The following is a 14,304-nucleotide window of genomic DNA, read 5'->3' as shown; positions in this document are numbered from 1 at the left end:
CTTTTATACACACTTATTTCTTTATAGCCAGCAAATCAGGCAAATGCTCCCATACAGGCATTAATCAAACTGGCTGGAAATATACCCATATACAGTAACGACAGGCAATTGATGGAATAGATCAGCGTTGCCGAACGTGGAAGATGAATGGCCTGCTTATCAGTTGCTTCATCAAAATACATAATCTTCACGATTTTAATGTAATAGTAGGCACCTATAACCGCGAAGATCAGGCCGAACACGGCCACCCAGGTCATGTCAGCGGCGACAAGTGCCTTCAGGACAAATAACTTGGTAAAAAAGCCAACCGTAGGCGGTACGCCGGCCATGGAAAACATGACTATCAGCATCATAAAGGCAATCCATGGATTACGTTTATTCAGCCCTTTTAAATCATCAATTTTATCAATCTCTATGCCGTGACGTGAAAGCAGCACAATCAGACCAAAAGCGGCAACGGTCATAATGGCATAGACCAGTATATAATAAAGGGCAGCTGAATACCCAGCCGTTGTAGCCGCCAGTATTCCAAATAAGGCGTACCCAATGTGTGCAATGGCGGAATAGGCAAACAGACGTTTGATATCTGTTTGCGTAACAGCAAGCAGGTTACCGATACCCGTTGATAACAAGGCCATCACCAGTATCATTTTCTGCCATTCAACCGCAACACCAGGCAAGGCAATTGTCAGCACACGCAGGGCCATGCCAACAGCTGCAATTTTCGGCGCGGCGCTGATAAACAGTGTAACGGATGTAGGCGCACCCTGATAAACATCGGGAGCCCACATATGGAATGGCACGGCTGCCAGCTTGAAACCAACACCGGCGAGGATAAAGACCATTGCAAAGGAAAGCAGCAGGCTGTGTGTCTGCCAGTTGGCTGCTATGGCATTGGAAATATCGAGTAAGTCGAGCTTTCCAGTCACACCGTAAAGTAACGACAGACCATAGAGCAGCATGCCAGAGGCAATAGCGCCCATAACAAAGTATTTAATCGCGGCCTCAGCAGCATTGGCATTGGTACGCCTGATCGCGGTCATCGCGTACAGTGGCAGGGATAAAAGCTCCAGTCCCAGGTACAGAGTCAGCATGGAATGAGCAGAAACCAGTACCATCATTCCCAGAGTTGAAAACAAACCCAGCGTATAATAGTCACCCACGGGAATATGACGTTCCTTAATGTACTCGCCAGAATAGAAAAAGCACAAAAACACGCTCAGACAGATAAATATCTTCATTAACAGGCCGGCGTCGTCGCTGATAAACAAGCCGCCAAAGGCGATGGTCTTAAAGTTACCCATCAGCACAAGGCAAACGATTACCGCTAATGCAAGCCCAGAATATATCACATGCAGAGCGATATTCTGATAGCGCTGGCGCAGGAACAGATCTGCCAGCAACGCAAGGCATGCGGTAACCAGAATGATCACTTCAGGTAAAGCGAATTGGAAATTATCGAGTATTGGCATCATGACAAAGTTTACCTGCTAATTATAATTTTGATTTATCGGCTTGAGCCAGAGTGTGACTCACCGTCTGATGAACGTAATCAAGCATGGGCTTTGGATAGACACCCATCGCGACAACCATGAAGGCGAGCAACACATAAGCGCTAAGCTCGAACCCTGTCAGATCACGAAGAGCCGCAACCTTATCATTGGCAACCGCACCAAAAATTACACGCTTATACATCCACAGAGTATAGGCAGCACCTATCACCAGGGTTGATGCGGCCCAGAAAGCAATCCAGAAGCTGGCTTTAACGCTGGCCAGAATCACCATGAATTCTCCAACAAAGCCGGAAGTTCCGGGCAGACCGGCATTCGCCATGGCAAAGAGCATAAAGAACGATGCAAAAACGGGCATGGTATTCACAATACCACCAAAATCACTTAACTGCCTGGTGTGCATCCGCTCGTAAATGAAGCCAACCCCGGCAAACATCGCGCTGGAAACAAACGCATGGGAAATCATAATAACAATGGCCCCTTCGAGCAGTAAGCCCGCGTTGCTCAGACCAGAATGCCTGGCAATGGCGAAGATGGCAAAGCAGCCAAGCGTGACAAAGCCCATGTGTGATATCGATGAATATGCAATAAGGCGTTTCATATCTTTCTGAATAACAGCAATCAGACCAACGTAGACGACAGCGATCAGCGACAAGGCTATCATAACAGGAGCAAATCTGGCGCAGGCATCTGGAACAATGGGCAGGGCAAAGCGGATAAATCCGTACGCACCCAGCTTAAGCAGAATCGCTGCCAGCATGATGGAACCACCCGCGGGGGCTTCCGTATGCGCATCAGGTAACCAGGTATGCACTGGAAACATGGGGATTTTGATGGCGAAAGCGAGAAAAAATGAGATAAAGATAAGGGTCTGCGCTGACATGCTCAACTTAAGTGCATACAGCATTTCAATCTTAAACGATCCCAGCAAAAAGCCCATATACAGTAGAGAGGCCAGCAGAAGCACCGAACCAAGGAAGGTATAGAGAAAGAACTTAATAGCCGCATAGACACGGTTATCCGATCCCCAGATACCAATAATCAGGTACATCGGGATCAGGGTTGCTTCCCAGAAGATATAGAATAATATGGCATCTGTTGCTGCGAAAACACCAACGAGCAGGCCCTGCATAATGAGGAATGCTGCAAGGTATTGTGATACACGTTTGCGTATACTGTCCCAGGTGGCAAGAATGACAATCAGGTTGGTAAACAGGCTTAATACAATCAAAAGGACCGATAGCCCATCGACACCCAGACTGTAATTGATTCCGAGCGACGGCATCCACGGAATTTCTTCAACAAACTGCATGCTGTGTTCATTCAGATCAAAACCATTGACCAGCGGTATACAGGCTATCAACGTCAGAATTACGGTAAATAACGACAGGTAACGAGACACATTCGGATTGCTGTCGTCACCGGTAAGCAATATAAATACGCCACCCACGATCGGCAACCAAATCAATAAACTAAGCAAATAATGCATACCTTCACCTTATATTCAACTACTGAATCCCGCTCAAGCCGACAACAGAGGATGCTGCCGGCCATTTCATACTATTGTTTTATATCAAGCCAGAAGCAACCAGCATAAAAAACCAAACAACCCAATCACCATAACGGTTGCATAGGTATAGATATAACCACTTTGTAACAGACGACCTTTATTGGCCAGCCAGCGTACGGTGCGACCGGTACCGTTAACCAGGAAACCATCAATCAGTTTCTGATCGCCAACCTGGTAGAAGAATCGTCCCAGTGATTTGAAGAATGGAACAATAATGCGTTCATTCAGAGCATCAAAACCGTATTTGTTTAATAACAGGCGGTATACCCAGGAGAATTTACGCGCCAGCATGGCAGGAATTGATGGCACAAGAATGTAACACAGCCACGCCAGCACAATCCCTGTGATTGTCAGCCAGAACGTGGGGGTTGTGATGGACTCAAGCGCCGAATGCAATGGCGAGCTGACTTCGTGAGCCAGTTCAGCCAGCACATTATGCTCTGGCAGGACAAAAAGTGATCCAGCAAGCATGGATGGACTGTTATAGAGCATTGGCATATACAGTACATAGCCAATCATAACAGAAGGCACTGCCAGAACGATTAGCGGGAACAGCACAACCCATGGCGACTCATGCACGTGCGACAGGGTATGGTCATCCATTCGTGGCTTGCCATGGAAGGTCATAAACAAAGATCGGAAAGTGTAGAGTGCGGTAACCATGGCACCAACAAGGACACAGAAATATGCATAAGCGCTTCCTGGCATTTCCGAGATTTTCGCTGCCTCAATGATGGTATCTTTTGAGTAAAAACCAGCGAACGGCGGAATCGCGCATAAAGCCAGACTTCCAATTACGAAGGTGACGTAAGTGATTGGCATTTTACGCCACAGACCACCCATTTTTCTCATATCCTGCTCATGGTGCATACCAATAATCACCGAGCCGGCACCGAGGAAAAGCAGCGCCTTAAAGCAGGCATGTGTTAACAAATGGAACATACCGGCACTGTAGGCCGAAGCCCCCATGGCAACCATCATATATCCAAGCTGTGACAATGTAGAATAGGCAACTACTCGTTTGATGTCATTCATGACAAGCGCGAGAATGCCTGTGAATAACGCACCTGTTGCGCCGATGACCAGAATAAAGTTCAACGCTGTTGATGAGTATTCCATCATGGGTGAGATACGTGCCACCATGAACACACCGGCCGTAACCATGGTTGCGGCATGAATCAGGGCTGAAATAGGGGTAGGACCTTCCATCGATTCAGGCAGCCAGACATGAAGGGGAACCTGCGCTGATTTAGCCATGGCGCCGATAAACAGCAGGATGCAGATAACAGTGAGAACGCTCCAGTTATAACCAGTGTATAATTGAATACTCTGATGGCTCAGTACAGTCGCACTCTTAAAAACTGTTTCGTAATCAAGGCTTCCTGTGTACGCGAGGACCATTCCTATGCCGAGCACGAAGCCAAAATCCCCTACCCGGTTGACTAAAAAGGCCTTTAAGCCGCCTTCAATGGCCGAGTTACGCTGAAACCAGAAAGAGATAAGCAGATAGGAAACAAGGCCCACGCCTTCCCAGCCAAAAAACAATTGCAGGAAATTGTTGGCAGTAACCAGCATCAGCATCATGAAGGTAAACAGGGAGATATAGCTGAAAAAACGCTGATAGCCATCATCGTCAGCCATATACCCAATACTGTAGATATGTACCAGCAAGGAAACAAAGGTAACAACCACCAGCATCACACAGGTTAAGGGATCAATCAGAAAACCGATGTGAAAGGCATAAGGGAACAGCTGGCCACCACTTGCCCAGGTGTACAAATCTGCATTCACGGCTTCAGCACTTCCGCCGAGGACTGCAATGGCAACATACAAAGCGAGTATGAAAGAAAATCCCACACCGGCAATGGTTACAGTATGCGCACCAGTGCGTCCAATCTGACTGCGAAATAAACCGGCCACGATAGAACCAAACAGGGGCGCAAGAACAAGTAAGAGAGAGAGTTGCAGAATGCTCACGTTATCAGCCTTTTAAATGATTCATTTTATCAACATCAATGTTGCCCTTGTTACGATACAACAGCATCACTATGGCAAGGCCAATCGCCGCCTCGGCAGCAGCAACAGTCAGAATAAAGAAAACAAAGATCTGACCTGAAATGCCATTATAGTAATGAGAAAACGCAACAAAATTGGTATTGACGGCCAAGAGCATCAATTCAATGCAGACCAGTAGTAGAATCACGTTTTTGCGATTCAACATAATGCCTATCAGACTGAGCCCAAATAACAGGGCCGCAAGGATCAGATAGTTACTTAATGGTATCATGTTCATTCCCGCTGATTATTTTTCTGATTTTAATGAAACAAGCGTTACGCGCTCGTCACGACGGGTCATAATCTGACGGAGTATGTCCTGCCTTTTCGAGCCGGCCGCAGCCCGATGCGCCAGAGTAATGGCGGCTATAATAGCCACCAGCAGCAGCACAGCCGCCAGCTCCAGTGCAAATACGTAGTCGGTATACAGCACCATCCCAATCTCTTCCGTATTCGAGCGTTTGCTCGCCTCATCAGCTGCTTCCACAATATCGCTGGCGCTCAGAGTATGTATGCCTGGGGAGTTCATTATCTGTGTTCCTGTTTTATACCAGCTTTCTGGCAGGCAAACCAAAAGCAAACCGGTCAGCAGAGCAACCAGCACCAGCCCAAAGGGCAGGTAACGTGCAAAATGTGCGCGCAACGATTCCGTATCGATATCGAGCATCATGACCACAAACAGGAACAGGGTCATGACAGCGCCAACATAAACCAGAACCAGAATCAGCGCAAGAAACTCAGCAGATTGCAGCATCCACAGGATGGACATGGCAAAAAAAGTCAGCACCAGAAACAAAACACAGCGCACAGGGTTGTTTTGCGTGATCACCATCAGGGCCGAAATTACAGCAAGACCGGCAAACACATAAAAAACAGCTTGGATCAGTACATCATGCATTTGTCACCTCGTTATCGGAAATCTTTGTCAGCAGCGCGATCGGACGCCAGTTTCTTTTCCATCAAATCACCGATGGCCAGCAGCTTTTCTTTAGTCATGATGTTCTCACCACGCTCACTGATGTGGTAGTGATGAATGGGTGTTACCACGATAGAGTCAACCGGGCACGACTCTTCGCACAGTCCGCAATTGATGCACTTGAACATATCGATATCGTAACGGGTTGTTCGTCGTGAACCGTCTTCACGTTCCTGTGAATCGATGGTAATCGCGAGCGCCGGACAAACCGCCTCACATAATTTACAGGCAATACATCGCTCTTCACCGTTAGGGTATCGTCTTAAGGCAAGCAGTCCACGAAAACGCGGAGATATTGGTGTTACCTCTTCCGGAAACTGAACTGTAAATTTTTTCCTGAAGAAATACTTACCAGTCAACTTCAATCCGGACAATAAATCCAGCAGCAGGAAACTGCGTACGTAATGGCTTAGTAGTCTGACAATTTTTTTCATTAACATACTCTGTTATTAGTTAAACCAGGGTTTCACTTGTGTCACAACCATTAACGCTGTAACAACGAGCCATACAATGGTGACTGGTATCAGTACTTTCCACCCGAGACGCATCAGCTGATCATAGCGGTAGCGGGGAAACGTAGCCCGGACCCAGAGGTAGACAAACAGGAAGAACGAAATTTTTACCAGCAGCCAGACGAAGCCGGGAACAAATATAAAGAGGTTGTTTAAGACGGGCATGTTCTCAAATGGAGACAGCCAGCCCCCCATAAACAACAGGCTGATAAGCGTTGAGATCAAAATCATGCTGGCGTATTCAGACAGGAAGAACAGCGCAAAGCCAATACCGGAGTATTCAACATGAAAACCGGCAACAATCTCAGACTCCCCTTCCGCAAGGTCAAAGGGAGCGCGGTTTGTTTCTGCTATAGCGGAAATCCAGAATACCATAAACAAGGGGAAGAGTGGCAGGAACCACCAGTGGTGTATTCCGCCACGCTGCGACATCACAATGTCAGTCAGATTCATGCTGCCAGCGGCGATCAACACGCCGACCAGCGCAAAGCCCATGGCAATTTCGTAGGATACCGTTTGAGCGGCGCTGCGGAGCGAGCCAAACATGGCGTATTTGGAGTTGGAAGCCCAGCCGGCAATCAGCACCCCATAAACACCCAGAGAGCTGATGGTAAAGACATACAGAACACCGGCGTTGATGTTGGCAAGCACCATACCCTGATCAAAAGGAATAACAGCCCAGGCCGCCAGCGCAGGCGCCAGAGCAAACAAGGGTGCAATCACAAAGAGGTATTTGTTCGATTTGGCCGGCACAATGATTTCTTTGGTGATCAGCTTAATCAGGTCAGCAAATGGCTGCAGCAGTCCCCGGAAGCCGACACGATTGGGCCCCACTCGAACCTGAATATAACCAATTACCTTGCGCTCGGCATAGGTTAAATAGGCTACGGCGATCAGCAAAGGGAGCACAATGGCTAATATTTTGATAACAATCCACAGCAAAATAGCAATATTTTGTAGCATGTTTTTACCTGTTTAGCGCTTAATAATGATTGCGGCAAACGATTGCCCCAAATCGACAGTTTCCGGCATGGCATTTGCGACCCATACCACATCGGGTGCTACCCGCTCATCGCGTTTAAGTGGCAATGTTATCTCAATATCTCCTTGAGAAACAGTGGCAGCGTCATCTAATTTCAAACGGCTGGCCGTTTCTGGGTGAATTCGGATACAGGCTGTATCAGCAGCAGCACAGGCCTGCAGGGCTCCAGAGTACCGAACCAGCGAATCAATTCGATAAAGTGGCCACTCACCAACCCGTACCAGCGGTTGATGCCCGTCGGGCAGCGATTCTGGATACACCGGTACATAGCGTGACGCGGAGCTCATTCCCTGCAGCGCCTTGATTTCGCTCAGTACCTCTTCGCTGGAGGTATAGTCGAAATGGGTGCAATGCAGCAGGTTAGCCAATACACGCAGAACCTTCCAGGCGGGTCGTGATTCGCCATGTGGAGGACAGCTTCCAGCAACGGTCTGCCACGTGTTATCAATGTTAATGTAGGTTCCAGAAGTTTCCGCATAGGGTGCAACGGGCAGCAGAACGTCTACGTAGTCCAGCATGGATTCGTGCTGGAACGGGGACAGCATGACAACAAACTCTGAGCCCAGCATGGCCTGTCTTGCCTGCCATGGGTTATCAAAATCAAAGCCAGGCTCGACACCCAGAAGAAAATATCCTTTCAATCTGGCTGCCAGTGAGGATTGAATATCAAGACCAGCTGGTGACACTTCCTTGCCATTGGCATTGCGGTGAGGCAACATGCCGACCAACTGTGCACCGGCTGCGTTGGCACCAGATGTAAATTTGATGCAACTGGCGCCGCTGAGTCGCTCTATTTCATGCAGCAGGGCACGCAGCAGAGACGCATGCGGATGATTTTCAAACAGCGCGCCGGTAACAAGAACTGCACCAGGTTGTTTCAGTCCTGCAGCCATTTCACGCAGCGTATCGTCTACCTGCAGGCCCAGAACAAGGCGCTGCATGTCCTCGGATAACTGACTGGGATCTTCGGCCAGAGCCAGCACGAGACGCGCCAGATGCAGAGGAAAATCCTGCGGTGATACAATGGATTTGTGCGCTACTTCAAAGTGAAAATCATAATCCACTGGGTTAATCGCATAAATTCGGGCGCCATTAACCTGTGCCTTTCTGACACGAACGCCAGCCAGAGGAATTTCACGGTCGATATTACAGCCAATCAGAAGGATATGCTGCTGACGCTCCAGTTCGTCGTATTTCAGAGTGTTGGTACTGACCTGTGGCAGATTTGCCTGGTCGCTGAAATCGGTCTGGTGTATCCGGTGATCAAGGTTATTAACACCCAGCTCACGCATTAATTTTTGCAGCAGGTACAGTTCTTCCAGAGTGGAAGATGGGGACGCAAGAGCGGCGAACTGCTCGGGCCCATGCTGTTTGATTATGCGACTGATACCCTCCGCTGCAAATTTCAGTGCGGTTGGCCAGTCCACTGTCTGCCATTGACCATTTGTTTTAATTTTTGGCTGGCTGGCGCGGTGCTCACTGTTCAGGCCAAGATAGCTGAAACGATCACGATCGGACAGCCAGGTCTCGTTAATGCTTTCGTTTTCCCTGGGCACAACACGCATGAGCCTGTCCCTGCGGACATGCATATAAACGTTAGAGCCCAGACAATCGTGAGGAGCCACCCCTTCGTATTGTTTCAGCTCCCACGCTCTGGCAGTAAAACGCGCTGGCTTAGAAGTTAAGGCGCCTACAGGACAGAGATCGATAATATTACCGGATACTTCTGAGGTGATGCTGTGTTGAACATAGGTTCCAATCTGTACTTTTTCTCCGCGGCCAGTAGCGCCCATTTCGCGAAGACCTGCTATTTCTGCACCAAAACGGACACAGCGTGTGCAATGAATGCAGCGCGTCATTTCAGTTGAAATCAGTGAGCCAAGGTTATCATCTTCGACGGAACGTTTTGTTTCAACGTATTCAGAAGCATCATTACCAAAACCCATGGAAACATCCTGCAGCTCACACTCGCCACCCTGATCGCAAATAGGACAATCCAGCGGATGGTTGATAAGCAGAAACTCCATCACAGCCTGTTGTGATCGCAGCGCTTCTTCGGATTTGGTCAGCACCTTCATACCGTTGGTTATGGGTGTGGCGCAGGCGGGAACCGGTTTACGTCCACCTTCGACTTCGACAAGGCACATACGGCAGTTAGCTGCTACGGACAGCTTTTTGTGGTAGCAGAAACGTGGTATATAAATACCAGCGTCATCGGCAACTTCGATGATCATTTTGCCGTTTTCTACTTCAAATGTTTTTCCGTCAATTTCAATGGTAGCCATTGTTTAAACCTTTTCAATTATGCCGCAACGATTGAGCGTTTATTTTTGATGAAATAATCAAACTCATCATAAAAATTCTTCACAAAACTCTGGACAGGCCAGGCAGCCGCTTCGCCAAGTGCGCAAATGGTGCGACCTTCAATTTTATCAGCCACGTTAACCAGCTTTTCAATATCGCCCGGCTCACCATGGCCATGTCGAATTCGATGGATCAGACGTACGAGCCAGCCTGTGCCCTCACGACAGGGTGTGCATTGCCCACAGGATTCGTCCATATAGAACTCAGAGATACGATAAAGAACATCAACCATGCAGGTGTCTTCGTCCATAATAATGACTGCACCCGATCCCAGACCGGAACCGGCTTTTTGAATACTGTCGTAATCCATGTCCAGTGCCATCATCACATCGCCTTTCAGAACGGGCATGGAAGAACCACCGGGAATAACAGCCTTGATACGTTTATTATTGCGTACACCACCTGCCAGCTCCAGCAGGGTTTTAAATGGTGTACCCAATGGGATTTCAAAATTGCCGGGTTTGTTAACATGACCACTGACACTGAAGCATTTGGTTCCACCGTTATTGGGTTTACCCAGCTTTAAAAACCAATCACCGCCCTTTTCCAGAATAACAGGAACGGAAGCAAAGGTTTCTGTGTTGTTGATGGTTGTAGGCTTGCCGTACAGACCATAATTAGCAGGAAAAGGTGGTTTGAAGCGTGGCATGCCTTTTTTACCTTCCAGCGAATTCAACAGCGCTGTTTCTTCCCCGCAGATGTAGGCTCCGGCACCCAGATGGTTGTATAAATCAAAGTCGATGCCACTGCCCAGTATGTTTTTACCGAGTAAGCCAGCATCATATGCTTCCTTCAGGGCAGCCTCGCAATGCTCATAAGGAAGCCAGAACTCGCCACGGATATAGTTGTAGCCTACGGTAGCGCCAATAACATATCCTGCAATAGCCATCCCTTCAATCAGCTGATGCGGATTGTTCGTTAGAATTTCGCGGTCTTTACAGGTACCAGGCTCACCTTCATCCGAATTACATACTACGTATTTCTGTACGGGCGCGTTACGGTTCATGAAGCTCCACTTCAGCCCCGTCGGAAATCCCGCACCGCCACGACCACGGAGAGCGGACGTTTTCAATTCTTCAATAATCTGCTGTGGCGATGTTTTTTCTGCAAGTATTTTTCGCCATACACTGTAACCACCAACCTTTTCATAGGATTTCATGGTCCAGGGTTCTTGCAAATGAAATGTTCGGTAACAGACTTGATTCAGTTCAATCATGACAAAACCTCTGCTTTAGTAGTCATTTGTACTGCTCCAGTACCTGGTCAATCGTGTCCATGGTCAGATTTTCGTGATAATTTTTATTTATCTGCATCATGGGCGCATTTACGCAGGCTCCCAGACATTCAACCGAACGCACCGTAAACCGTCCATCGGTCGTTGTTTCACCCAGTTCGATGCCGAGAGTGGAACATAAATGATCCACAACTTCGCTGGAACCGCGAAGCTTGCAGGATACATTTGTGCAGACATTAATCAGATTACGACCTATAGGCTTGTGTTCGTACATCGTGTAAAACGTAGCTACTTCATATACAGCGATAGCCGGCATGTCCAGATACTCTGCTACAGCGTCCATCAGTTGTGGCGTTAAGAACCCATGCTCTTCCTGTACAATTCGCAGGGCACTCATGACGGCTGACTGTTTCTGATCCGCAGGATATTTTTGTATCCAGTGGTCAATATCCCTGAGGCCATCAGGGGAAACTAACTGACAGAGCAATTTTTCTGAACTCTCGGACATACTGTTCTAACCTTAATATCGTTCATCATGGGGATGTGCTGTGCGAACGGCCATACCATCAGTTACTCGGGTTCGCTCAGATACATCGCTGTGTTTTATCGATCTATTTCACCAAATACAATATCCTGGCTGGCGAGAATCGCGACACCATCAGCCAGCATATGACCTTTAACCATCTCGTCAAAGCTGGAAAGATGCGCAAAACCAGGCGCACGGATTTTCATACGATAGGGTTTGTTTGCCCCATCAGAAACCATGTAAATACCGAACTCACCTTTCGGTGCCTCGACACAGGAATAGACTTCCCCCTGAGGCAGACAAAAACCCTCGGTGAACAATTTGAAATGATGAATCATGGCTTCCATGTCGTGTTTCATTTCTTCCCGTCTCGGTGGTGTTACCTTGTGATCGTTAATCCGGACCGGGCCAGGGTTTTTTCGTAACCATTCGATGCATTGACGTACGATGCGATTCGATTGACGCAGTTCTTCTACCCGAACGAGATAACGGTCGTAGCAGTCACCGGTCTTGCCGACCGGGATATCAAAGTCTACTTTATCGTAAGCAGCATAAGGTTGTTTTTTACGTAGATCCCAGGCTATGCCGGAACCTCGGAGCATGGGACCAGTGAACCCCCACTGCAGGGCATCTTCAGGAGACACTACACCAATATCGACGGTTCGCTGCTTCCAGATACGGTTGTTGGTCAGGAGTGTTTCGTATTCATCCACACATTTGGGGAAACGCTCAGTGAAGGCCCACAGAAAATCCAGCAGGCTTCCCTGTCTGTCTGCGTTACGTTTTTCGGTTTCACGATCGCTGTGCCATCTTGATGCCTTGTACTGGGGCATGGTATTGGGCAAATCACGGGCAACGCCACCGGGACGATAATAGGTAGCGTGCATACGCGCGCCAGACACAGCCTCATAGCAGTCAAACAGATCTTCGCGTTCGCGGAAACAATATAAAAATACAGTCATGGCACCAATATCAAGGGCTATAGCCCCAAGCCAGAGCAGATGATTCAGTATACGGGTAACCTCGTCAAACATGGTGCGGATATACTGTGCACGAATGGGGGCCTCGATTCCAAGCATTTTTTCGAGCGCGCGTACATAGGCATGTTCGTTGCACATCATGGACACGTAGTCGAGGCGATCCATGTAACCGATGCTTTGCAGATAGGGTTTCGTCTCAGCCAGCTTTTCGGTTGCACGATGCAGCAATCCAATATGAGGATCGGCACGAACGATGGTCTCACCTTGTAATTCCAATACCAGACGCAGTACTCCGTGCGCGGCAGGATGCTGTGGTCCAAAATTCAGTGTATAGTTTTTTAATTCATTCATTGCGCACCTTCCTTACCGGACAGGTAACGGTTATCGTTTCGTATCACTTTGGGTACCAGTATGCGTGGCTCGATATCCACCGGTTCGTAAATTACTTTTTGCAGTTGAGCATCGTAGCGCATTTCAACCTGACCGCTGATTGGAAAATCCTTACGGAAAGGATGTCCAATAAAACCATAGTCAGTGAGAATACGTCTTAGATCAGGATGATTCTCAAACAAAATTCCATATAAATCGTAGGCTTCGCGTTCAAACCAGTTAGCGCCTTTCCACAGATCATGCGCAGACGGCAGAATCAGATTCTGCTCTTCAAGAAAAACCTTTACGCGGACGCGATGATTCAGTCTGGTTGACAACAGATGGTAGACAACGGCAAAGCGGGGCTTGTCCATGACATAGGCCCGGGCTTCCTGAGGCTCCACACCTCGCGAAAATCCGCATTCGCTGGCAGATTCCGTCTCCCAGTCATACTCACCGTATAGCAGATAATCCACGGCGCATAAATCGATTAATTGATCGAAAACGAAAGCCGTATGGTTTTTTAATTGCGACAGTACGGTATATAAACTGGACACGGGGCATTCAAGGGTAATTTCCTCAAAGGCCGTCGTCAGGAGGCTTATCTTATCCCCCAGTTCATTTGTTATCGTCTCAGCCAAGCGTGTCATTTTTGTCATTTGCTTTTACCTGATTTGCTTCTCAAGCCTCAAGAATGGGTTTACGTCTGATTTTGTTCTGAAGCTGTATAATGCCGTACAAAAGCGCTTCGGCTGTTGGCGGGCAACCCGGAACATACACATCCACAGGAACGATGCGATCGCATCCGCGAACGACGGAATAGGAATAGTGATAGTAGCCACCACCATTGGCACAGGAGCCCATGGAGATAACCCAGCGTGGTTCTGGCATCTGGTCGTAAACCTTGCGCAGAGCTGGCGCCATTTTATTGCAGAGTGTACCGGCAACAATCATGACATCGGACTGACGTGGGCTGGGACGAAAAATAACACCGAAACGGTCCAGGTCGTACCTGGCCGCGCCTACGTGCATCATTTCCACAGCGCAGCAGGCCAGACCAAAGGTCATCGGCCACATGGAGCCTGTCCGCGCCCAACCTAGCAGTTTTTCAACTGAGGTTGTAACAAAGCCATTTTTCTGCAACTCTGCAACTGCCATAGCAAGC

At 48.2% G+C, this 14,304-nt stretch carries 13 protein-coding genes; all 13 read right to left on the bottom strand.

Annotated features, from left to right (window positions below):
- Positions 1-35 precede the first annotated feature (35 nt).
- A complete protein-coding gene (gene nuoN / locus ACQUTA_RS05945; protein WP_444987302.1) occupies positions 36-1,475 on the bottom strand; it encodes an NADH-quinone oxidoreductase subunit NuoN in 1,440 nt (479 codons plus the stop codon).
- 19 nt (positions 1,476-1,494) lie between these two features.
- Entirely contained in the window at positions 1,495-3,000 is a 1,506-nt protein-coding gene (locus ACQUTA_RS05940) for a complex I subunit 4 family protein (RefSeq protein WP_444987301.1), read from the bottom strand.
- Positions 3,001-3,084: 84 nt separating this feature from the next.
- A complete protein-coding gene (gene nuoL / locus ACQUTA_RS05935; RefSeq protein ID WP_444987300.1) occupies positions 3,085-5,058 on the bottom strand; it encodes an NADH-quinone oxidoreductase subunit L in 1,974 nt (657 codons plus the stop codon).
- 4 nt (positions 5,059-5,062) lie between these two features.
- A complete protein-coding gene (gene nuoK / locus ACQUTA_RS05930) occupies positions 5,063-5,368 on the bottom strand; it encodes an NADH-quinone oxidoreductase subunit NuoK (protein ID WP_444987299.1) in 306 nt (101 codons plus the stop codon).
- A 15-nt stretch (positions 5,369-5,383) separates the two neighbouring features.
- Complete coding sequence (locus tag ACQUTA_RS05925) at positions 5,384-6,034, bottom strand: NADH-quinone oxidoreductase subunit J (protein WP_444987298.1); 651 nt, start codon at positions 6,032-6,034, stop codon at positions 5,384-5,386.
- Positions 6,035-6,045: 11 nt separating this feature from the next.
- Positions 6,046-6,546, bottom strand: a complete 501-nt coding sequence (nuoI, locus tag ACQUTA_RS05920) for an NADH-quinone oxidoreductase subunit NuoI (RefSeq protein ID WP_444987297.1) — start codon at positions 6,544-6,546, stop codon at positions 6,046-6,048.
- A 15-nt stretch (positions 6,547-6,561) separates the two neighbouring features.
- Positions 6,562-7,587, bottom strand: a complete 1,026-nt coding sequence (gene nuoH / locus ACQUTA_RS05915) for an NADH-quinone oxidoreductase subunit NuoH (RefSeq protein WP_444987296.1) — start codon at positions 7,585-7,587, stop codon at positions 6,562-6,564.
- Between the two features lie 12 nt (positions 7,588-7,599).
- On the bottom strand, positions 7,600-9,951 hold the full coding sequence (nuoG, locus tag ACQUTA_RS05910; protein ID WP_444987294.1) for an NADH-quinone oxidoreductase subunit NuoG: 2,352 nt from the start codon (positions 9,949-9,951) through the stop codon (positions 7,600-7,602).
- A 17-nt stretch (positions 9,952-9,968) separates the two neighbouring features.
- Complete coding sequence (gene nuoF, locus ACQUTA_RS05905; protein WP_444987293.1) at positions 9,969-11,246, bottom strand: NADH-quinone oxidoreductase subunit NuoF; 1,278 nt, start codon at positions 11,244-11,246, stop codon at positions 9,969-9,971.
- Positions 11,247-11,268: 22 nt separating this feature from the next.
- The gene (gene nuoE / locus ACQUTA_RS05900) at positions 11,269-11,772 is read right to left on the bottom strand and encodes an NADH-quinone oxidoreductase subunit NuoE (RefSeq protein WP_444987292.1); all 504 of its coding nucleotides are present in this window, start codon (positions 11,770-11,772) and stop codon (positions 11,269-11,271) included.
- Between the two features lie 95 nt (positions 11,773-11,867).
- Positions 11,868-13,121 carry an NADH-quinone oxidoreductase subunit D gene (locus ACQUTA_RS05895; protein ID WP_444987291.1) on the bottom strand — a complete coding sequence of 418 codons (1,254 nt, stop codon included), beginning with the start codon at positions 13,119-13,121 and terminating at the stop codon, positions 11,868-11,870.
- A complete protein-coding gene (locus tag ACQUTA_RS05890; RefSeq protein ID WP_444987290.1) occupies positions 13,118-13,798 on the bottom strand; it encodes an NADH-quinone oxidoreductase subunit C in 681 nt (226 codons plus the stop codon). The genes ACQUTA_RS05895 and ACQUTA_RS05890 overlap by 4 nt, the downstream gene beginning before the upstream one ends.
- Before the next feature lie 22 nt (positions 13,799-13,820).
- On the bottom strand, positions 13,821-14,297 hold the full coding sequence (locus ACQUTA_RS05885) for a NuoB/complex I 20 kDa subunit family protein (RefSeq protein WP_444987289.1): 477 nt from the start codon (positions 14,295-14,297) through the stop codon (positions 13,821-13,823).
- Between the last annotated feature and the right edge of the window lie 7 nt (positions 14,298-14,304).

The organism is Legionella navarrensis, from assembly GCF_052527415.1.
Note: the sequence above shows the minus strand (reverse complement) of the source record. Positions and strands in the feature narration are given on the sequence as shown.